Genomic DNA, 21,725 nt, shown 5'->3' with positions numbered 1-21,725 from the left:
CCAAACACAAATTTTAGCAAATTAACGACATATTTAGTTGAAATGGAAAAATTACTCAGCAATTGCCATAGTGGCCACACTTAATGTAACGCCTTCAATTTTCAACAAGGCATTTGCACAAGTTTCGATGGTTGCTCCTGTTGTAATGATATCGTCCACCAATAAAATATGCTTTCCCTTTAAGCTTTCATACTCTGTAATAGAAAACACCGTATCATCATTATTCCAACGTCTTAACCGATCTTTAAAAACCTGGGTTTTGGTTGCTTTTGTCTTTTGAAGAACATGCGTGTTAAAATCGCAATTTAAAGCTTGGGCAATCTCGGCTCCGAATTTATGAACTTGATTATAGCCACGTTGCCGCAATCGTTTGGAATGTAAAGGGACAGGAACAACAACGTCCACAGTCCTAAATCCCTCAAGTTTTGACAATTCTTCACCTAACCAAATGCCTAAAAATTCGCCAACTTCCTCATGCCCTTTATATTTTAAGTTTTGAAGCAGATGCTGGACAAGGCCTTTTTTGGAAAACCATAAGAGTGATGATGCATATTTTAACTGCACTCTTCCGTAGAGAATTTTGGCGACTTCATTCTGTTGAATGTTTTCAAAATTTGTCAATGGCAATTCATGTCGGCACGAAGTACAAACATGTAGTTCATTATCTTCCAATTGGTTGTCACATGACAGACAAATCTGAGGAAAGAATAAGTTTAACAAATTTTTTACCATTTAAACGATTAAAAGTGACTAGAACAAACTTAATCTATAATTTCGTCAATTAAGAAATCAATCCTTATTTCCCTTAATAATTAATAATGATAGTTAACCCTCAATTTATTAACTACAAGCTCATTATTGGTTCATTGATTGTTGCAGTTGTCGTTTTAAGTGTGCTTAGTTTTACAACTTATGAATCTGAAAAAGCACATCAACAATTTTTAAATCAAGAGAAAAAGTTAGTCGAAATTGAGTTGTCTCAAATGCTCGAAAAATACGATGAGATAACTGAAAATAGCGACCTGCTATCGCAACAACTTCTTGTCGCCAAAAAGAATACCAAATCAGCATTAGACAAACTAAGAATACTTTCAAGTGATTTTTCAGTATTTACCCGATTCAAATCTGAATTTTCTGAGCTTAAATCGCGAAACAACACCCTTTTCAGGACAATCGATTCCCTCACAACTTTAAACGAAAATCTAAAACGAGATAAATTATTAGCGATTAATGCTCTTAACGAAGAGAAAAAGACAACCAATTCGCTTTTAAAAACAAATGCATCGCTTCACAAAAAGATTGAAAGTGCTTCCGTATTAACGGCAAATTCCTTTCATGCAGAGGCATTCAAATCTGGCGCAAATGCCAATGAAACCTCCAAAGCATCTCAAACCAATCGCATTGATGTATGTTTTACATTGGCTGAAAATTTACTTGCAGAAAAAGGCGCAAAAGAAATCTACATTCAAGTTTTGAATCCGTTAAATAATGTGATCGCCGATAAAGGCGCTGTTCAATTTGGCGAATCTCTACTCATTTATAGCAACAAACAAATCATCGATTACAACAATAAAGTTGTTGATGTTTGCACTAGCATAGTGGCCCAAGAAAACGACAAACCTTTCACAAAAGGCGTATATTATGTCTCGGTTTTCCATAAAGACCGTAAACTTGGTAGCACACAAGTTATTTTAAACTAATCCCATAAAATTTATTCATCTAAACCGTTCCTTTAATTGGAAGGGTTTTCTATTTTTGCAACATGACAAATCAGGACGATCAATTTAAGAAAGTTGTATCTCACGCTAAGGAATATGGATACGTGTTTCAAAGCAGTGAAATATACGATGGCCTAAGTGCAGTTTATGACTATGCACAAAATGGGGCTGAATTAAAGAAAAATATACGTGACTACTGGTGGAAAGCCATGGTACAAATGCATGACAACATTGTGGGCATTGACTCCTCAATTTTTATGCACCCAACCACTTGGAAAGCGTCAGGGCACGTGGATGCGTTTAACGACCCTTTAATTGACAATAAGGATTCTAAAAAGCGCTACCGTGCAGATGTTTTAATAGAAGACTACTGCGCTAAAATAGAAGCCAAAATTGATAAGGAAGTTGATAAAGCTGCCAAACGTTTTGGGGATGCTTTTAATAAAGAAGAATTTATAACCACCAACCCTAGAGTTGTTGGCTATTATGATAAAATAAAAACCATCTTGTCACGCATGGCAAAATCTTTGGAATCTGAAGATTTAGCTGATGTGAAAGCGCTTATTGAGGAATTAGAAATTGCTGATCCGTTAACGGGGAGTAGAAATTGGACCGAAGTAAAGCAATTCAACTTGATGTTCGGCACAAAATTAGGTGCTTCAGCCGAAAGTGCGATGGATCTATACTTACGTCCAGAAACGGCACAGGGAATTTTTGTAAACTTCCTAAACGTTCAAAAAACAGGACGTATGAAAATTCCGTTTGGAATTGCCCAAACAGGAAAAGCGTTTAGAAATGAAATTGTTGCAAGACAGTTTATTTTCAGAATGCGCGAGTTTGAACAAATGGAAATGCAATTCTTTATCAAGCCAGGCACACAAAAAGAATGGTTTGAGTATTGGAAAGAAGCGCGTATGAAGTGGCATTTATCTTTAGGTATGGGCACTGAAAACTACCGTTTCCATGACCATGAAAAATTGGCACATTATGCAGATGCTGCTACTGATATCGAATTCAAATTCCCATTCGGATTTAAGGAATTGGAAGGCATCCATTCAAGAACCGATTTCGATTTAAAACAGCACGAAGAGTTTTCAGGTAAAAAACTACAGTATTTTGACCATGAAACCAATGAAAGCTACACACCTTACGTGATGGAAACTTCAATTGGTTTAGACCGTATGTTCTTAGCCGTGTTTTCAAATGCTTTGGTTGAAGAGGAATTGGAAAACAATACCACAAGAACCGTTTTAAAATTACCAGCTGTATTAGCGCCGGTTAAAGCAGCTATTCTTCCATTGGTTAAGAAGGATGGGTTACCAGAGATTGCACGTCAAATTATGGACGATTTGAAATGGGATTTCAATGTCACTTATGATGAAAAAGATGCGGTAGGCAGACGTTATAGAAGACAGGATGCTAACGGTACACCGTTTTGTATCACAGTAGATCATGACACTTTAGAAGACCAAACGGTAACTATCCGTCATAGAGACACTATGGAGCAAAAACGAGTAAAAATTGAAGATTTACGTGAGATTATCAAACAAGAAGTTGATATGAAAACGTGGTTGAAAAAAATGTAAACTTCCGTAGTTACAGGAATTTCAAGTCTATACATATAAAATCCCAAAATCCTATTATAATGGATTTTGGGATTTTTGTTTAATAACTTCAGTTATTGTATGTAGTTGAATTCCTTATTTATCCTCAGAATACACCAACAACCTCAGCGCGTTAATAACGACTACCAAAGTGGAACCTTCATGGAAAGCCACTGCCAATCCGATACTTGTAAGATCTAGAATAGTAGCAGGAACCAATAGCGCCACTACGCCCATACTGATCCAAATATTTTGGGTGATAATTCGTTTGGAAGCTCTACTCAAACCAATAACAAAAGGCAACATTTCAATTTTATCAGACATTAAGGCTACATCAGCTGTTTCTAATGCCACATCACTTCCAGCAGCGCCCATAGCAACACTCACAGTGCTATATGCCATTGCAGGTGCATCGTTAACGCCATCACCAACCATTGCGATCTTACCATCGCGTTGCATTAATTTTTTAACAGCTTCCACCTTGTCTTCTGGTAATAAATTACCTCGCGCTTCAGTCAATCCAATACGTTTGGCAATTGCATCTCCCACATTTTGATGATCTCCAGTAAGCATTACCATTCGTTTTATACCGATGGCCTTTAATTTTTTCAACGTACTAACAGCCGTTGCCCTTGGAATATCCATTACGCTAATCAATCCAACAACTTCCTTATCATACGCCACTAACATGGCCGTATGACCTCCCAACAGCATCTCCTGCATCTCTAAAAGCAAATCAGGAGCGATGGTCATGCCTTCATCGGTCATTAATTTTTCATTCCCTATAAATACAGGTTTTTCTTTAAAAGTAGCACTGATTCCTTTTCCTTGAATGGCAGTAACATTTGATGCCATATTCTCATGTTCCATCACATAAAGCAATTGTAAATCTTTTGCAATGGCCCTTGCCAACGGATGATTACTCAAGCTTTCCACTTCAAAAACAAGACGCGCCAAACCAGTTTCTGTGTATTTGTAAGGCACTACATTGGTGAGTTTCGGTTTGCCTTCAGTAAGTGTTCCTGTTTTATCAAAAGCGATGGTGGTGATGGATCCTAAATCTTCCAACGCTTTCCCACCTTTGATCAACACCCCTTTTTGTGCTGCTCTCGCAATTCCGCTTAAAACAGCACTCGGTGTTGAAATTGCTAAGGCGCATGGACTTGCTGCCACCAATACCGTGATGGCACGATACAAACTGTCACCAAAAGGTTCATCCACCACTACGTAAGCAAAACATAGTATAATCACCACCAAAATAACGATAGGCACATACCATTTTTCAAACTTCTTGGTCATGCGCTGTGTCGGCGACTTTTGAGTTTCTACCTCGCTTACCATCTTGACGAGTCGTGCTACGGTGGAATCTTTACTCAATTTCATCACAAGCACTTCAATGCTTCCATCGCCATTAATGGTTCCTGTAAAAACGACGTGAGCGGCATCAATATCTTTAAAATCTGGAAGATTATGAGTCGACGCAATCGCGGTTTTATCAATAGGCATACTTTCTCCCGTAATAGGCGCTTGATTAATAGCACTACTTCCACTAATAATTACGCCATCCGCAGAGATTTTAGAATGTGGTTTAACCACAATAATGTCATTGATTTTCAATTCTTCAATGGCAACTTCTTCAATTTTATCGTCACGCTTCACCAACGCTGTTTTAGGCGTTAAATCTCCTAATGCTTCAATTGATTTTTTAGCCTTGTTCATGGCATAACTTTCTAAAGCGTGCCCTAAACTGAACAAAAACAATAACAATGCGCCTTCAGCCCAACTTCCAATATAGGCAGCACCAATAGCTGCTGCAATCATTAAAAAGTCAATTTCAAAGCCGCCTCTTTTAATTTTTTCGAATGCTTCAATAGTAATAAAGTACCCTCCAAATGCATAAGAAATTAGAAATGGCGTGAGGTACATCCATATGGATTGTGTTTCGGATCCGAAAGTTTTAATTAAAAACCCTATTAATAGAAAAACGCCGCACAGCAAAGAGAAGTATAATTCTGTACGTTTACCGAAAATACCATTATGATCGTGAGAATGATCATGGGTATCATTAGAATGTTCTGCCATAACTATATTTTAGTGTGAATGTCCACCCTCATCTGCGTCGTTGAGCAGCATATAGGTACCATCCGTAACAATTTTTTTATTTTTTAAAGATACTGAATTTAACACTTCCAGCATATCTTCAGTTTCACTTCCTACATCTAATTTCACTTGTTTGAACTCATAGCCATTTGCGGTTTCGCGCTCCAACACGAGTGCATAAAAATCATCTTCTTGCTGAATTACTGCGGTTTTGGGCAAAGCCATTCCTTTAGAAGCGCCCACAACAATGTAAGCTTCTGCAAACATACCTACAATAAATGCGGTGTGGTCATTCTCTATATGGCCGTGAACCACCACACGTCTGTTTTCAGGATCAATTGTGGTCCCAACCAAATGCACTTCTGCTTTGTAAATGCTATCAGATGCTTCTGGAATTCTAAAGTTGATAGGCTGACCTTTCTTAATTTTAAGAATATCCTTTTCAAAAACTGATAATTCTAAATGAATATGCTCTGTATCAATAATTTCCATTATAATATCTGACGGCGACACGTAAGTCCCGTTGCTGATGTTAACTTTAGTTACAAATCCATCAATGGGAGCGTATAGATTAATACTGGAGCTAATAGTTCCTTTTTCTACTGATGCCGGATTAAGGTTCATCATTTGCAACTTCTTTTTTAAGCCGTTGTAATGTGCCAAACTGCTTTTATAAGTGCTTTCAGCCTTTAAAAAGTTCTTTTGTGAGGTGATATTTTCATCATAAAGCGTCTTTTGACGGGTAAATTCCGACTTCAAGAAATTGAGCTGTTCAGCTACCTCGGCATATTCCTGCTGTATTTCCACAATCTCTGTGTTTTCTAAAGTGAGCAGATATTGCCCTTTCTTAACCTCATCGCCCACCAATAGCGGATTTTTGGTCACGTAACCGCCGATAAATGTGCTCACACTCGATTTGTTTTGGGTGGGCACATCAATCATGCCGTTGACCTTAATAGTCGTATTAAATTCATGTTCGGCAATGCTGCCAAAAGTCATTTTTTCTCCTTCAAATTGGGCTTTGGTGATGACCAGTGCATTGGTCGCCACTTTCGACTCTTCTGTTTTTTCTTCGTTTTTATTATTTCCACAGGCCATAAAAAGCGTGAAAACAAATAAGATATATAGCTGTTTCATTAGTTTAAAATTAGATGATTGATTGCAATTATAGTTTGATTATAGGCATTAAGATTATCCAAATAAGTCATTTCGATATCTTTTGAAGTCTCCACACTTAAAATGTATTGGAAAAAATCAATCTCGCCCTCTTTAAGCGTGCGTTCTGCTGTTTTTATAATTTCTTCTGACAACTGCTTGCCTTGGGTTTCATAGTACAACACAGCTTCACGATACTGCTGCAATTGGGCGTATAATGCCTCTTTTTCAGCTTCCCATTTGGTTTGATAGTCCTGTTGCTGCTCTTCAACAATTTCTTGAGCAAGTTTTGACGCTTTTATTTTTGAGGAATTACCCGAAAACAACAAAGGAATCTTTAATCCCACTTGGTAACCCACAAAGTCATTATTAAAGCCATCATTGGCACCTTGTTGATATTCGAGCGTTATATCAGGGAGTAAACTTTGTTTTTCCTGTTGCAATTTAGCCTCATAGAATGTTTTGGATGCGTCATAATACAGTAAACCAACATTGGCATTGAGCGCTTGTGGGTTGAGTTCCAATTTCTGTAAAGCATCCTCATTGACAGTTATGTCTTCCACTTGAACAATTTTCCGTAACTGTGCCTTATAAATGACTTCTTGTTGCTGCGCTTGCCTATACAAGGTTTCCAATTGTTTTTGTTTGGATTGAGCGGTGATCATTTCTAAATAATTAGTTTCTCCCAATTCAAATCGGCGCTTGGCAGCCTTGGCAAAATTTTGGTATAAACTGTCTAAAAACCGATAAGATTCTGATTTGTTTTTAGCGTAACTCAGATTATAATAGGCCGCATACACTTCCTTTTTCAAACGTTGAAGCTTAATAGCGTGTGCCGACTCTTGCAAGCCAACCTTAGACCTGTTAACGTTTCTATCGGCAAAATAGACGGTAGGAAACTTAAAATCTTGAGAAACCCCAAACACTTTTAAAGCTTCATTGGCACCCGCATCATTCTCATGTTTATAGAATATTTCGGTTTTATCGAAGCTGAAAGCACTTCCAACTAAAGCATCAGTTTCCTCAATTTGCAAGGAAGAGGCTTTTAGGCCGGCGTTATTTTCAATGGCGATGTTAATGGTTTCTTCAATAGTCATCGGTTGTTCTTGAGCATTCATATTGAAAGTCAACATCAGCGCTAGTAAAGTAATCACTCCTGATTTTTTCATTTTCAGATCTTTTTTCTTTTCCACCCAAGCGTACAGTACCGGCAATACAACTAGAGTTAGAATGGTTGCACTAATCAAACCACCAATGACGACGGTGGCTAACGGACGTTGCACTTCTGCTCCAGCATTGGTAGAAATAGCCATTGGCAAAAACCCTAGTGCCGCCGCTGAAGCGGTCAATAATACCGGCCTTAACCGTTCTTGCGTTCCTCTTTTGATACGTTCTTCAATATTGGTCATGCCTTCACTTTTGAGTTCTTTAAAATGTTCTATCAACACAATCCCGTTAAGCACTGCAATTCCGAAAAGCGCAATAAACCCGACACCTGCTGAAATACTAAACGGTAAATCGCGAAGCCATAAAAATAATATCCCCCCAACTGCCGAAAGTGGAATTGCCGTATAAATCAATAAGGCATCTTTAACGGAATGGAAGGCAAAATACAATAGAATAAAAATTAATAACAACGCAATAGGAACCGCCACTAATAACCTCGCCTTGGCACTTTGTAAATTCTCAAACTGCCCTCCATACGTGATGCTGTACCCAGCAGGGAGTTTTACATTTGTTTCAATAAGCGCCTGAACCTCATCAACAACAGACTGTAAATCTCTGTTTCTCACATTGACACCAACCACAATGCGACGCTTGGTATCATCTCTCGATATTTTGGCAGGACCAGTGCTATAACTAATCTCGGCCAATTCACTCAACGGAATTTTACCGCCATTGGGGGTATCTACATACAGATTCTGAAGACTTTCCAAATTTTTCCGTTTGGAGGCTTCGAGCCGGACCACCAAATCAAATCGTTTTTCGCCTTCAAACACACTCCCCACAATGCCGCCAGCAAATCCAGCAGAAATAAGTTGGTTCAAATCAGCAATATTCAATCCGTAACGTGCAATTTTGGCCCGATTAAAGTTGACGCTCATTTGTGGTAAGCCTTCTACTTTTTCCACAATAATATCTGAAGCACCTTCAACGTCTTGAATCAGCCCACTAATTTCCTCCGCCTTGCGCGCTAAAACGGATAGGTCTTCACCAAAAACTTTAATCGCTACATCTGCCCTCACTCCCGTAATCAACTCATTAAAACGCATTTCTATCGGTTGGGTAAACTCTACGTCCATTCCTGGGATGACGAGAAGGGCTTCCTTAAATTTATCGGCCAATTCATTTTTAGAACTCGCCGATACCCATTCACTCTTTGGTTTTAATTTTATAATCACATCACTTTCTTCCATAGACATTGGGTCAGTAGGCACTTCGGCAGCACCAATACGCGTGACCACCTGTTCTACTTCAGGAAAATTATCGAGTAAAATCTGCTCTATTTTAGTAGTGATTTCAATGGTTTTACTTAATGAGGTTCCCGTCTTTAAAACGGGTTGGATCACAAAATCACCTTCATCGAGCGTAGGTACAAACTCGCCTCCCATCCTACTAAAAATCCAGCCACTTAATACCAACAACACCACTGACACTCCAATGACAATGCGTGTGTTTAACAATGCCCAATGGATTACTGGTCGGTATTTTTTGTTTAAAAAGCGCATTAAGCGAGCCGAAATATTGGTTTCGCTTTGTTTAGTGGCCTTCAAAAACATTGAGGATACTACGGGAACATAAGTAAGACAAAAAATCATGGCCCCTACTAAGGCAAAACTAAAGGTCATAGCCATGGGCTTAAACATTTTGCCTTCCACTCCACTTAAGGACAGAATAGGGATAAAGACGATGAGAATGATGAGCTGCCCAAATATGGCAGAATTCATCATTTTAGAGGCACTTTTTAACGTAATATCATCAATTCCCGCCTGCTGATCGATTTTAGTGAGTCCTTTTATTTTGGCACTTTGGGTGGTGATTTGAAAGGCAATAAATTCTACAATAATTACCGACCCATCAATGATAATTCCGAAATCAATAGCCCCGAGGCTCATTAAATTGGCATCTACTCCAAAGACATTCATCAGAGAAATGGCAAATAGCAAACTTAACGGAATCACTGAGGCGACTACTAGGCCTGAACGCCAATTTCCCAATAATAAGACGACTACAAAAATGACGATGAGAGAGCCTAAAATTAAGTTTTCCGCTACGGTAAATGTGGTTTTGTCAATAAGTTCTGTACGTTCTAAAAACGCATTGATATAGACACCTTCAGGTAAAGTTTCTTCAATAGACGCCACCCGATCCTTTACCGCTTCAATGATTTTCTTAGAGTCGCCATCCTTAATCATCATGATCTGACCCAAAACTTTCTCCCCTTCACCATTTCCAGTAATGGCTCCAAAACGTGTGGCACTTCCAAAACCAACGGTAGCGACATCCTTAATCAAGGTCGGCACACCATCGTTTTTAACCACAATATTTTCAATATCCTCTAAGGAACTGATCAAGCCTTCCCCTCTAATAAAGAAAGCCTGATTGGTCTTTTCAATATAGCCACCACCCGCAACACTATTATTTTTTTCGAGCGCCTCGTATAGTTCGGAGATTGAAATGTTCATGGCAGTCAATTGCTGCGGATTGATGGCCACTTCATATTGCTTTAAAAAGCCTCCCCACGTATTGACCTCCACGACCCCCGGAATTCCAGACAATTGCCGTTTGACAATCCAATCTTGAATGGTGCGCAATTCTGTAATGCTATACCGGTCTTCATACCCGGGTTTCACATCTAAGATATATTGGTAGATTTCTCCCAGTCCTGTGGTAATTGGACCCATTTCCGGTGTCCCAAAACCTTCAGGGATTTTATCGGATGCGGATTTTATCTTTTCGGCAATCAATTGTCGTGGCAAGTAAGTGCCCATGTCATCTTCAAAAACGATGGTAACAACTGAAAGTCCGAATTTTGAGATGGATCGAATCTCCACAACGCCGGGTAGATTCGCCATTTCCAATTCTATCGGATAACTAATAAACTGTTCAACGTCTTGAGTGGATAAGTTGCGCGACGTGGTGATGACCTGCACTTGATTATTGGTGATATCCGGAACGGCACCAATGGAGATTTTTGTTAAGGAGTAAATTCCAAAACCCACTACAAATCCCATAAATAGTAGAATAATCAGCTTATTCCTTAAACTAAATTTAATAATGTTTTCTAACATAATGTATGCGTAAAGTGTTTTAAGCCATAGAGAAACGGCTTATTTATAATAACTTAAAATCATAGCAATTATGCCAGTTGTGGCGGTTGAAACACAGACGGTTTCTCAAATAAAGATGTGCTTTCCTTGTAGAAGAAGTTGAAAGGAATTTCAGTAAACGTCTCGTAAGGCTTTAAAATATCAAAGTGTAATAACGTGAAATTTGTATGGACTTGACAGCTATTATGACCGTCATGCTTAAAAGGAAGATTTTCGTGTTCTGAATGCTCATTTTCATGTTGTACTAACGATGCACCATAATGTTCAGATATAAATTGCGCGAATGAATCGCCATACGTCTCTTGATGGTAAGTTGCATGTTCTATAAGCGCACTCAGCTTTGACGCATCTTCAAAGCTGATATTCAAACTTTGAAAACCGATCAAGGTGGCATAAAATATGGCGAGTAACTTTGACATGATTTCGACAAAGCTACAAAAATTATATATGGATATCCATGATAACTGTCAAGTTCTAAAAATATGCTTTTAACTGAATAGTGCCCGTATGGATCGTCTTTGATGTTTCTGTTTTACGACCGAAATAATTAAAATTTAAATCTAAAAATGCCGTCAATTTTTTCTGCGCTAATAAGGTCCAGGTGAAATTTTTGCCAGGCTGTAAACCTTCAAGCATTTGGTAAGAAATTGGGGTGTTTGAATTTCCGTCGAAAGCATTGTCAAAAAAATTGATTTCACCCGTGAGCCCTAATTTTTGAGCGGTATTATAAGTGAATGAAAATCCTAAATTATTTTGGAGCAAACGCTCCAGATTACCAATGGTGTTGTCTTTTGAGGTGTATTGATAAAACATGTCAAAACGCACATTATCATTCAGAAGATAAGACAGTTTTGGCTTTACGCGGGTTTCCTCAATTTGATAATTCCGAGAGACAAAATTCTCACTCAAACTCTCATTTTCTTCTAAGCTGCCTTTCACATTTAACAACCAACTTTGGGCAAACTTATGATTAAAATTAAGCTGATGACTTTTCAACTTACTTTCCTGAAATCCTATAGAAAGTAGCGTTCTTGCCGTATTGGTTAAAAATGTATATGAAGTGGTGAAGTGCTGCTTCCCTCGATTGAAAAACAGGACATTTCGGACACTTTTATTCAATGCCAATTGTCTGTCATCAGCATCTGCAAACGGGTTGAGATCAAAAGTGTTCTCCTCTCTGTTTATTTTTCGATCTACCAAATACGAAGTTTGATTATAAAAGTGAGACCAGAATTTCTTGGCATTCGTTTCACTCACCGCCCATTGCTGCGGATTTATGGTAATGGTTTGGCTCAATCTGTTTTGATGCGTTTTAACGAATACTTGATTAGGCAGCAACACGCGGATATATTCCCCCTGATCTTGAAACTGTGCAATTTCAAACTCATTAAGTTCCTGGACACCGTTATTGTTATAGTCAATCCACGTGTAGGCACCTTGGCCAGGTTCAACATTCACATATGTAAAATCCTGTTGAGGCAGACTGCCTGCGTTGGTTTCATAAACGGTGTTCCATTGGACCATTTGATCAAAGAGTTGCTTATTAAAAATCACTCGCGAGTTTAAGGACTGCTCATCTTTAATTGCTTTATCAGCAGATTTTAATGTGCGATAATTGACATAAACTCCTAAGTCGGTTGATGCATTTTGTATAATTTTAGATTTGAGATAATAGGTGTTGGAACTACTTACTTTTTCGAGATTATTATTTCTTAAACTGTCATTGACACGATGTTTATAACCTACTTCCGCGAATACTTTGGTGCTATCTCCAAGGCCGTAAAACACTTCTGCCGATTTAAAGCGCTGACTCAATGCCGTTAATTGATTGGTTATGATATTGCGTTGCTCATTATCTTCCGCAGCAATTTTTGTACCCACCCACTGCTTTTTGAAATTATAGGATACCCTATTAAATGTTCTTAAAAATGTAGATTCTGAGCTGTTACTTTCACTGTTTAGAATGCTTGTATTGGTAAACACTTGCCAATTTCCAAATCTTAAGCTTGCAAATGCACTGTGGCGGTTCCCATTAAATTGATCAGAATATCTAAGATGTTCAAATTTATAGGATGCAAATCCTTTCTTCGGATTGAAAAGTTCGAGACCGGCAGTCAACAAATTTTGATTTCCAATAGGCGTTTCCAAGTTCCAATCTCTACTAAATTCGGCGTCATATAAACGTTGAATGGTTTTAAAATTTTCCTGAATAACATCTGCATCAAGAATTGCCGAAAGATTCCATAAACTATCTGATTTGGTAATATCTTGTCTTACACGGAGTTTTCCAGCAAAACCATCATTATTCGCATCGTCTATATCAGAAAAAAGATTCAAGTCGGTCTTACTTCCTGCAGCTTCAAAATAGATTTCCGTTCGATCTGTCGGTTGATAGTTGCCGTTCACTACAGCAACTTGTAATTTTGTAGGGGCAATTAATTTAACAATGGGCGCATAATTACCTTGAGGCACGCCGGAAATTGGTGATACATATTCATAAATATTGGAAACCGCATTGCTATTCGCCAAGACATAATCCCCTTGATTTTCGCCAACCAATCGGAACTTTACACTGTACAACTCATCTTCAGGGTTACTTGAAAACACGTAAACTTCAGCCCCATCAATAACGTCTCTTCGATACAAAATCCGATTTTTATTATACCCTTCCGGCACACCTGATGGCGCCACCATTAAAGTAGGATCATCCCCTGCATTGGCGAGAATTTGTACTTGCTCTGGCGATAAGTTTTGCTGTAAAGGCTGATTTTTAGAATCTACTTCAGAATAAACCGAAGCGCCAATCTTGAATTTTTCAGTTTGAAACCCGCCACCACCAAACACTGTAAATCGTGAAAAATTACGTTCGCTAAATTGGTAATCTACGGTAATTCGCATTTCTGAAGTTATAGGAAACGTCGCATTAAAAATAATTTCTCCCGCGTTATAATCGATGATGTAATCCTGATTTTCACCCCGTTTAATTGGAGTTCCATTCACGTAAACCGTTTCGCTGCCAGAAACCACCAATACATACAATTCATTATTTGGGCCGCGCAGCTTATAAGGTCCCTGATTGCCTTCTTGAGCTGTAAATTGACTTGTCGTAAATTGCCCGCGCACCAAAGCCCCAGCAGCAAAAAGATTGGTTTTTGAAGCGTCATTTTCCAAATTGACATCCACCAACAAACCTTGAACACGTTTACTGAAACTCGCAAAATAGGAGTTGGTATTCTCCAAATCAATATCCCCTGCCCTAATGCGCCAATCGTCGCTGAACAATTCAATAAAAACCTGATCAAATTCGTCCAATCGTTGCGAATAGCCACTTTCCTGCAAAGGAATATTAGCATCCTGAATGGAGGCTCGCAGAGACACTTTATCACTCAACTTACCGGAGATTTGTAGATCCAATTCGCTATTCAATACCGAATTCTGATTGCTCCCAATAGTTACGCCTCTGGAAATACTTCCCGAAGTTGTCAACCCATCAAAAGGGGTGAAATTTTTATTTAGGGTGGATTGTTGCAGTCGATATAATTGCTGCATATTATCAGTATTATCCACAATAATCTTCTCGTCCAGCTGAAAATATTTACGGGTAACAAAATTTGGATACCTTAGGTAATCGATGATTACAGAGTCAGTAGCTACCTGTTTTTTAAAGGTCAAGAGCGCTTTAGAAAAATCGATGCTGTAATAAGAGCTGTCAAGTATAATTCCATCCTTCGTTTTTAAACTGAACTGACTCGAGTTGATGCTTACCGAATCAATTTCAATTAACGCTTTGACTGCCATTTTCTTTGTCCGATAATTAGACGTTGGTTGCTGTGCATACACACAACAACAGGTTAAAAAGAAAACAAGAGCAACAGCAATTTTCATGAGTTGAATTAACTTCTAAAGGCAGCAACGGTTCAATCGTTAAAATGCCTTTAAAATTATCGTATAAAAGTACAGTATTATTTAATTTAGCCGATTAATCAAGTACAAAGTATAAACAACAGCCTAATAAATAGCCTATTCAAAAGGGAAGCTTAATCTTTGCACTTTACCCCAACTATTGATAGTATCCAAATGAAAATTATTTCTTACAATGTTAATGGCATTCGCGCAGCACTCAATAAAGGTTTTATAGATTGGTTAAAAAGTGCCAATCCAGATGTTCTTTGTCTGCAAGAAATAAAAGCCATGAAAGAGCAAGTTGACGTCCAGCTTTTTGAAGATGCTGGCTATAAATATCACTATTGGTTTAGTGCTCAAAAAAAAGGTTATAGTGGCGTTGCCATTCTGAGTAAGATTAAGCCAGACCATGTTGAATATGGCACAGGGATTCCATCTATGGATTTTGAAGGACGAAATATACGCGCCGATTTCCCACCGAGTGCCCCTGGGAAAGAAGGTGTCTCAGTTATGAGCTTGTATTTGCCTTCAGGCACTAATGATGCGCGTTTACAGCACAAATTTGATTATATGGATATGTTTCAGGCGTATGTAGACGATCTGAAAACGAGAATTCCTAACCTCATTATTTTGGGCGATTATAACATTTGTCACGAAGAAATAGACATTCATAATCCGAAAGGACTTTCTAACGTCTCTGGGTTTCTTCCTGTAGAACGCAAATGGATAGGGAATTTCTTGAACAGTGGTTTTATAGATTCTTTCAGACATTTTAATAAAGAACCTGACCACTATACTTGGTGGAGCTATAGAGCCAATTCAAGAGCAAGAAACAAAGGTTGGCGATTGGATTATGCCTTAGTGAATGCTCCATTACAAGAACGATTGAAACGCAGCGTTATCTTGTCGGACGCCGTTCATAGCGACCACTGCCCAATATTGCTTGAGATTGAGCATTGATCTGTAGTTTCACGATAAATATCACCTTAAAAAAACTAACAATAAAAATAATAAACATGATTAAGAAATTGTCCCTTATAGCATTGACACTTGTATTGACAACGTCTTGTGTGTCTAAAAAACTCTACACTGATTTAGAGAGTAAATATGCTTCTCTTAGGAAAGAGAATAGAAAAGTTTCTGATGAGAATGCCGATCTTAAAAAAGATTTGCTCATTTCTCAAAATAGGCTGTCGCAACTACAGAGAGATTATGATGATACCACGGCAAAGCGCAACCAATTACAAAGAGATTATGACGCCGCTAAAACCAATCTTGATAATCTACAAAAATCATATGAGGCTTTAGAGCAAAATAGTTCATCTGCAATTGCCGAAAATTCTAAAAAGAACAGAGAATTATTAGCGCGTTTAGAAGCAAAGGAACAAGCACTTGCAACTGAAAACGCACGTTTGGAAAAGCTAAAACAAGATATGGAAGCGCGTTCACAACGAATTGCAGAGCTCGAAAGTGTTATTGCTTCAAAAGATGCAGCAATGAACAAACTTAAAAATGCCATTTCAAAAGCCCTAACAAATTTTGAAGGTAAGGGGTTAACAGTAGAACAGCGTGACGGGAAAGTGTATGTATCTATGGAAAATAAATTATTGTTCCAATCTGGCAGCTGGGCTGTAGGCACCAATGGCAAACAAGCTGTAAATCAGTTGGGAGCTGTTTTAGCGGAAAACCCTGAAATCGCTATTTTAATTGAAGGCCACACAGACAACGACCCTTATACGGGTACTGGTGTTATGAATAGTAACTGGGACTTATCAACGAAACGTGCTACGGCAATTGTTCAAATTTTGAGAGAAAATCCAGCAATCAATCCTGAAAACTTAACAGCAGCAGGACGCGGTGAATATGCACCAATCGCTTCCAATGATACTAGTGAAGGCAAAGCTAAAAACCGACGTATTGAAGTGATTTTGACCCCAAAATTAGATGAGATTTCAAAATTATTAAACGATTAATAACGAATATCATAGGGAACAATCGAATCATTATGTCAGGTTGAGCGCAGTCGAAACCTCATGTCAGGTTGAGCGCAGTCGAAACCCAATGTCAGGTTGAGCGCAGTCGAAACCCTATTTATCAAAATAAAACATCATCAACATTAGAAACCTTTCAGTCCCTCACAGCTGAAAGGTTTTTTTTATCTTTGAACTTCATAAGAATCACACTCAAAAACCAGCCCCAATTTTAAAGGGCATAGCCATGAAATACACCACACTTCCACATACCGATATTAAAGTCAGCAAATTGTGTTTAGGAACCATGACTTGGGGACTTCAAAACACCCAAGCTGAAGGTTTTGAACAAATGGACTACGCTTTAGACCAAGGCATTAACTTTTTTGATACCGCAGAATTGTATCCAGTACCCGCTGAAGCAAAAACTTATGCTGATACAGAACGGATTATTGGCAATTGGTTTGAAAAAACCGGTAACCGAAACAAGGTTGTTTTAGCCTCTAAAATTGCTGGCCCTGGCGAATATACTGCACACATAAGAACAAATGGGTTTAGTCCGGAAGCTTTGGAAGACGCCGTCAATAACAGTTTGAGGCGTTTAAAAACGGATTATATAGATCTCTATCAACTACATTGGCCAGAACGCAACACGAACACTTTGGGAATTCGCGATTATAAACATGAAGAGGAAGCATGGCAGGATAATTTTAAGGAAATACTCCACACGTTTGATGGCATTATAAAATCTGGAAAGGTAAGACACATCGGTATTTCAAATGAAAAAGCTTGGGGAACCATGCGTTATTTAGAGGAATCTAAAAAACACGATTTGCCAAGAATGCTTACCGTGCAAAATGCGTACTCTTTACTCAATCGACTATTTGAAGGCGATATGGCAGAAATAGCCATGCGAGAAGATATCGGACTTTTGGCCTATTCTCCTTTAGGATGTGGCGTTTTATCAGGCAAGTATATAAAAGGTGAAGACACAAAAGATAGTCGATTGAATCGTTTTACCCGATTTGCAAGATACAGCAGTTCCTCATGTACAGAAGCAACCAAACGCTATCTGGAAATTGCTGAGGAACACAATTTACTTTTATCACAAATGTCTTTAGCATTTGTAACACAGCAGCCCTTTGTAACGAGTAATATTATAGGCGCTACCAACATGACGCAACTTAAAGAAAACATAGAAAGCATCAATTTGACACTAAATCAGGATGTTTTAGATGCTATTGAAGAGGTTCATAAGGTGATCCCTAACCCTTCGGCATAATAGCAGTGAGTAATAAACAAAAAAAAAGTGGATTATTAAATCCGCTTTTTTTACTTGCATCAAGTATGTAATTACCCTTGTATTTTTTCAAAGGTAAATGTCACTTTTGTGTTTCTGATAAGTCCATTAACCTCACGAATATTCACTAAGGCCTTATAAGTGAAGGCATCCTTTTCATCATTCAATTCTATTTCAACTGTTTGCGTAGAACAGCCAGAAACATAAGTCAAGACTTTGTCTGTAAGGCTCCAAGTTCCCATTACACTTTGTTTTCCATCACAATCTGCAGCAGCAGTATGGCCTTGTTTAAATTCATAACCTCTATTGGCCATAAACGTATATAACAAATCGCGTTGACAGTCAGAATACTGAGCATACAAATCTTTATCTGGGTTATCTGTTTTATCATCAGTAATATCTAATGCATCTTCAGCAACCAATCCGCTGAACACCCATTGTCCTGAAAATTCAGTTTCAGCAGCTGTTAATTCGCCCGTTAAAGCTTCTGGGCATACAATACCGTCATCGTTGTTACAACCTACCATAAACAGTGCGGTAAATACTAGTAAAGATTTCATCATTAAATTCATTTTTTTCATGCTTTTTGTAGTTTTTAAGTTCCTTTATAAGATGCATAGATTTCGAAAAGGTTGCTTTGAAAAAAGGAAAAAAATCCAAAGAAAATACCATTTAGTTTAAACCTTATAAAATATTTCATGTATTTGATCTTTTTTATTGAGCTCTAAAACCGCGTCTTCCTTCAACACTACGGTTTTACCGTAACAGCATTACGGTTTCCCCGTAACCATAATAAAATTTCACTTTGTATATAGTAACGGTGTATCAACTTAATTTTTTCATTATGACTTCAAATTTTAGAAAATGGATCAAAACTGCAGCTCTATTACTATTTACAATATTAGTTAGCACAAGTTGTGAAAAGGAGAACGATATAACTCTTGATTCTGAAAATCAAGAGCTGAATTTTACCGTTATCCATAATAATTTCAGTTTTATAAAAAAAAACGCCCTTCTTTTTAACAAACTAAATACTCTGTCTGCGCAAAAGAACAAGAAAGGAGTATACGTATCAAAGGGAGAAATTTTAGAAACAGATGATTTTACCATTTTTAAAGATAGGGTAACCTATATAGCAGCACCAAACGGCACAAAGGAGTCCTATTCCTTTTACATTGAAAGACCTCATGAGAGTGAAGCAAACATCATAGAAAACTTAATTCTATCAAAAAAAACGTCAGATACCGAATACAGTGCGTACTTAATTACATATCTCTTTCCCGATGGACTTAACAACGAAGAAAACAGCTTTGAGGTCATTGGTTTTCAAGAAATCGATATTGAAAGCGTTTCAGGATTGTATGCCAATAGATGTGAGGAAAGTTACGAGTATAATTTCGTCGAAATTAAACATGATTGCTATACGGGCGAACATTCAGGAGCAGGCCAGGCTGGAAGCTGTAACTATGAAACCGCTGGTGGAAACCCACCATATTCAACTTGGATAGTTCAGGCAACCCCAACTACAACATGTGATGGAGAGTCTGGTGGTGGAGGCACTACCGGAGGACAAACGGACACAGGAGGACCAAATGCGAGCAACCCACCCTACGGAGGCAATGACGGTGTGGACACAGGTATTACGTTGCCACCTAATTGTCAAACAAATGATTGTGGAGAAGATATTATTGCCAATGACATCAATGATTTGCTTGATAGTACACTCTCTTATAACCAATTACTATGGCTTTTTGAGAACGATACTGAAGCAAATATAATTAAATCGTTTTTGGGAAACAATCCAAATATGGAAATGAAGGCATTTGCTCTTGCCTCAATTGAATCTTGGTATAACGGCTATCAGGTAAATTTTGATGAATATGAAGTAACAAGCTATATCAATAACATAGAAAACCCTATTACAGGAAACCCTATTGAACTTTATTTAATAGCTAAATACAAAAGTAACGCATTATTAGATCTTTCCTTATATAGTATTGGCACCAATCAAATACAAATTGGGGAATATAATCTAACGCCTCATTATGGTATTAATGACAAATTGGTTTTTTATAGCGCATTAAGAACTAATAATTTAGGTATTGAGTATGTCATAAAAGCAAACGCTCTTTCCGATTTTCAAGACAAAATTACCATATATACTGCTGCGGCAAATTTAGTGTATTTGAATGGAATCCCTTCTGAAGGCCAAATAGCTATAGCAGCAGGAGATTATTTTTCTGGATTAAAAGATATGTGGGCCGATGCTTTAACCAATCCTAATTATTATATTTATCTTGCTCATATCTTTGTGGCCACGGCAACCAATTTAAACGCTGCTAACTCATCATCTACAACATATGCCAGTGATAAAATAAATTACTCTAATATAACCAACCCAAATAGCGTCCCAAATTATGCAATTAATAATAGGTCTTTTAATCAATACAAAGATTTGATACAGCAAAAATATAATATACCATGGCAAAACACTTCTTCTCCTAATGTGAAATTCTTAATTAATGGAAATATTAAGTATAATGCCAGAACTGTCGCCTCTGATTGGTCGTATGGGTACACAATAGATTATTATAGAAATGGAATACTAATAGGTAAATTGAGATTTTATAATTAATGGAAAAAAAAGAAAATAAAAATATTGAAAAAATATTAAGTATATTATCTAATAACAAACAAACTTATGGTTTACTTGGAATTGAACATTTAGGAGATTTGGTTAATCTTTTGGAAAAACATGACAAAAAGAGGGATTTGGATGATGATGATTTAAGAAAAACATTATTGTTACTTTCAAAAAGTATAATGAAAAGAAATATAGCTAAAATTAGCTTCAACTTAACATATAACTATATATATCCTCCTCCATCTGACGCTTCAGAATTTGATAAAATAGAAATTTACATAAACAAAAATTGGGATAAAATGGACAAAGTTGATAGGTATTATTTGATTTCATTTGAACTATAAATTTTATATTATAAATTAATAACCTGTGTTCGACGTAACAATTTAGCAAAGAAGAGTTACGTCAAACTCAGGTTAAAAGAAATAGAAATATGAGTTGCTGACGGTATTTATTTTGACGTCAATTCTATCAATTTTCTTGCAAATAAACAAAATAGCCATTTGGAAATAATTCTAGGGCATTATAAAATGCAAGTTTAATAAAATTAACCTTTGAAAATCCGAATAGTTTTGACGTTATTGATGAATCCAATTTTTACTCCACGGACGAAATAGGTTTTAAATACTATTCTTTTTTAAGTGTTTCTAAAAACAACTTATATAAAAATTTATTGTCGAAAATATTACGTATCGTGCAAGAACTTTTGCAAATGAATGGCAATATGAATATTCAATCGATTATGTTGATAATGGAGTGACAATTGGTAAAATAACATTTTATAATTAATGGAAAAAAAAGAAAATAAAAATATTGAAAAAATATTAAGTATATTATCTCATAACAAATAAACTTATGGATTACTTGGAATTGAATATTTGGGCGATTTAATCTACTTTTCAGAAAAATATGATAAAAAAAGGTGTAAGCTTCCCCTAAAACCGAACTGTTTAAAAGTAGAATAATTATCTTAATTTAGACAGTATTATGAGAAAGAGCA

14 protein-coding genes are annotated in these 21,725 nt (G+C 37.3%); 7 read left to right on the top strand and 7 right to left on the bottom strand.

The window, feature by feature from the left end:
• Positions 1–51: 51 nt before the first annotated feature.
• Entirely contained in the window at positions 52–732 is a 681-nt protein-coding gene (locus Q0947_RS13065; RefSeq protein ID WP_299398433.1) for a phosphoribosyltransferase family protein, read from the bottom strand.
• Positions 733–818: 86 nt separating this feature from the next.
• On the opposite strand from Q0947_RS13065, the gene Q0947_RS13060 reads away from it, so the two are divergent.
• The gene (locus tag Q0947_RS13060) at positions 819–1,700 is read left to right on the top strand and encodes a hypothetical protein (protein WP_299398429.1); all 882 of its coding nucleotides are present in this window, start codon (positions 819–821) and stop codon (positions 1,698–1,700) included.
• Between the two features lie 62 nt (positions 1,701–1,762).
• Positions 1,763–3,304 (top strand): glycine--tRNA ligase, encoded by a 1,542-nt coding sequence (locus tag Q0947_RS13055; RefSeq protein WP_299398425.1) that lies wholly within the window; start codon positions 1,763–1,765, stop codon positions 3,302–3,304.
• 114 nt (positions 3,305–3,418) lie between these two features.
• On the opposite strand, the gene Q0947_RS13050 is transcribed toward Q0947_RS13055, so the two are convergent.
• The 5 genes from Q0947_RS13050 to Q0947_RS13030 all read right to left on the bottom strand — a co-directional run bounded on the left by Q0947_RS13050 (position 3,419) and on the right by Q0947_RS13030 (position 14,706).
• Entirely contained in the window at positions 3,419–5,404 is a 1,986-nt protein-coding gene (locus Q0947_RS13050) for a heavy metal translocating P-type ATPase (protein WP_299398421.1), read from the bottom strand.
• Positions 5,405–5,413: 9 nt separating this feature from the next.
• Positions 5,414–6,559, bottom strand: coding sequence for an efflux RND transporter periplasmic adaptor subunit (locus Q0947_RS13045; protein WP_299398418.1), 1,146 nt, complete (start codon positions 6,557–6,559; stop codon positions 5,414–5,416).
• Complete coding sequence (locus tag Q0947_RS13040; protein WP_299398415.1) at positions 6,559–10,869, bottom strand: CusA/CzcA family heavy metal efflux RND transporter; 4,311 nt, start codon at positions 10,867–10,869, stop codon at positions 6,559–6,561. Before Q0947_RS13040 ends, Q0947_RS13045 begins: the two co-directional genes overlap by 1 nt.
• 68 nt (positions 10,870–10,937) lie before the next feature.
• Positions 10,938–11,327: a hypothetical protein gene (locus Q0947_RS13035; RefSeq protein ID WP_299398412.1), complete on the bottom strand. Its 390-nt coding sequence runs from the start codon at positions 11,325–11,327 to the stop codon at positions 10,938–10,940.
• A gap of 55 nt (positions 11,328–11,382) precedes the next feature.
• Positions 11,383–14,706 carry a hypothetical protein gene (locus Q0947_RS13030; RefSeq protein ID WP_299398409.1) on the bottom strand — a complete coding sequence of 1,108 codons (3,324 nt, stop codon included), beginning with the start codon at positions 14,704–14,706 and terminating at the stop codon, positions 11,383–11,385.
• Between the two features lie 279 nt (positions 14,707–14,985).
• On the opposite strand from Q0947_RS13030, the gene Q0947_RS13025 reads away from it, so the two are divergent.
• From Q0947_RS13025 to Q0947_RS13015, 3 genes are all read left to right on the top strand, one after another.
• Complete coding sequence (locus tag Q0947_RS13025; RefSeq protein ID WP_299398405.1) at positions 14,986–15,771, top strand: exodeoxyribonuclease III; 786 nt, start codon at positions 14,986–14,988, stop codon at positions 15,769–15,771.
• Between the two features lie 56 nt (positions 15,772–15,827).
• Entirely contained in the window at positions 15,828–16,784 is a 957-nt protein-coding gene (locus tag Q0947_RS13020) for an OmpA family protein (RefSeq protein WP_299398402.1), read from the top strand.
• Positions 16,785–17,028: 244 nt separating this feature from the next.
• Positions 17,029–18,063 (top strand): aldo/keto reductase, encoded by a 1,035-nt coding sequence (locus tag Q0947_RS13015; RefSeq protein ID WP_299398397.1) that lies wholly within the window; start codon positions 17,029–17,031, stop codon positions 18,061–18,063.
• A 71-nt stretch (positions 18,064–18,134) separates the two neighbouring features.
• On the opposite strand, the gene Q0947_RS13010 is transcribed toward Q0947_RS13015, so the two are convergent.
• Positions 18,135–18,662, bottom strand: a complete 528-nt coding sequence (locus tag Q0947_RS13010) for a DUF5004 domain-containing protein (RefSeq protein WP_299398393.1) — start codon at positions 18,660–18,662, stop codon at positions 18,135–18,137.
• Between the two features lie 263 nt (positions 18,663–18,925).
• Here Q0947_RS13010 and Q0947_RS13005 point away from each other — a divergent pair, with 263 nt between their 5' ends.
• Positions 18,926–20,716: a hypothetical protein gene (locus Q0947_RS13005; protein WP_299398389.1), complete on the top strand. Its 1,791-nt coding sequence runs from the start codon at positions 18,926–18,928 to the stop codon at positions 20,714–20,716.
• Entirely contained in the window at positions 20,716–21,069 is a 354-nt protein-coding gene (locus Q0947_RS13000; RefSeq protein WP_299398386.1) for a hypothetical protein, read from the top strand. Before Q0947_RS13005 ends, Q0947_RS13000 begins: the two co-directional genes overlap by 1 nt.
• The last annotated feature ends 656 nt before the right edge of the window (positions 21,070–21,725 follow it).

Origin of the sequence: uncultured Gelidibacter sp. (assembly GCF_947500795.1) — a bacterium.
Taxonomy (GTDB): Bacteria; Bacteroidota; Bacteroidia; order Flavobacteriales; family Flavobacteriaceae; genus Gelidibacter.
The sequence above is the reverse complement of the archived record's forward strand: the minus strand, read 5'-3'. Positions and strand labels throughout refer to the sequence as shown.

Coding starts and splice junctions, on each gene's coding strand:
- Q0947_RS13015 (WP_299398397.1), top strand. CDS start 17,029: ATGAAATACACCACACTTCCACATACCGATATTAAAGTCAGCAAATTG.
- Q0947_RS13045 (WP_299398418.1), bottom strand. CDS start 6,559: ATGAAACAGCTATATATCTTATTTGTTTTCACGCTTTTTATGGCCTGT.
- Q0947_RS13025 (WP_299398405.1), top strand. CDS start 14,986: ATGAAAATTATTTCTTACAATGTTAATGGCATTCGCGCAGCACTCAAT.
- Q0947_RS13005 (WP_299398389.1), top strand. CDS start 18,926: ATGACTTCAAATTTTAGAAAATGGATCAAAACTGCAGCTCTATTACTA.
- Q0947_RS13035 (WP_299398412.1), bottom strand. CDS start 11,327: ATGTCAAAGTTACTCGCCATATTTTATGCCACCTTGATCGGTTTTCAA.
- Q0947_RS13000 (WP_299398386.1), top strand. CDS start 20,716: ATGGAAAAAAAAGAAAATAAAAATATTGAAAAAATATTAAGTATATTA.
- Q0947_RS13065 (WP_299398433.1), bottom strand. CDS start 732: ATGGTAAAAAATTTGTTAAACTTATTCTTTCCTCAGATTTGTCTGTCA.
- Q0947_RS13055 (WP_299398425.1), top strand. CDS start 1,763: ATGACAAATCAGGACGATCAATTTAAGAAAGTTGTATCTCACGCTAAG.
- Q0947_RS13030 (WP_299398409.1), bottom strand. CDS start 14,706: ATGGCAGTCAAAGCGTTAATTGAAATTGATTCGGTAAGCATCAACTCG.
- Q0947_RS13020 (WP_299398402.1), top strand. CDS start 15,828: ATGATTAAGAAATTGTCCCTTATAGCATTGACACTTGTATTGACAACG.
- Q0947_RS13060 (WP_299398429.1), top strand. CDS start 819: ATGATAGTTAACCCTCAATTTATTAACTACAAGCTCATTATTGGTTCA.
- Q0947_RS13040 (WP_299398415.1), bottom strand. CDS start 10,869: ATGTTAGAAAACATTATTAAATTTAGTTTAAGGAATAAGCTGATTATT.
- Q0947_RS13050 (WP_299398421.1), bottom strand. CDS start 5,404: ATGGCAGAACATTCTAATGATACCCATGATCATTCTCACGATCATAAT.
- Q0947_RS13010 (WP_299398393.1), bottom strand. CDS start 18,662: ATGAAAAAAATGAATTTAATGATGAAATCTTTACTAGTATTTACCGCA.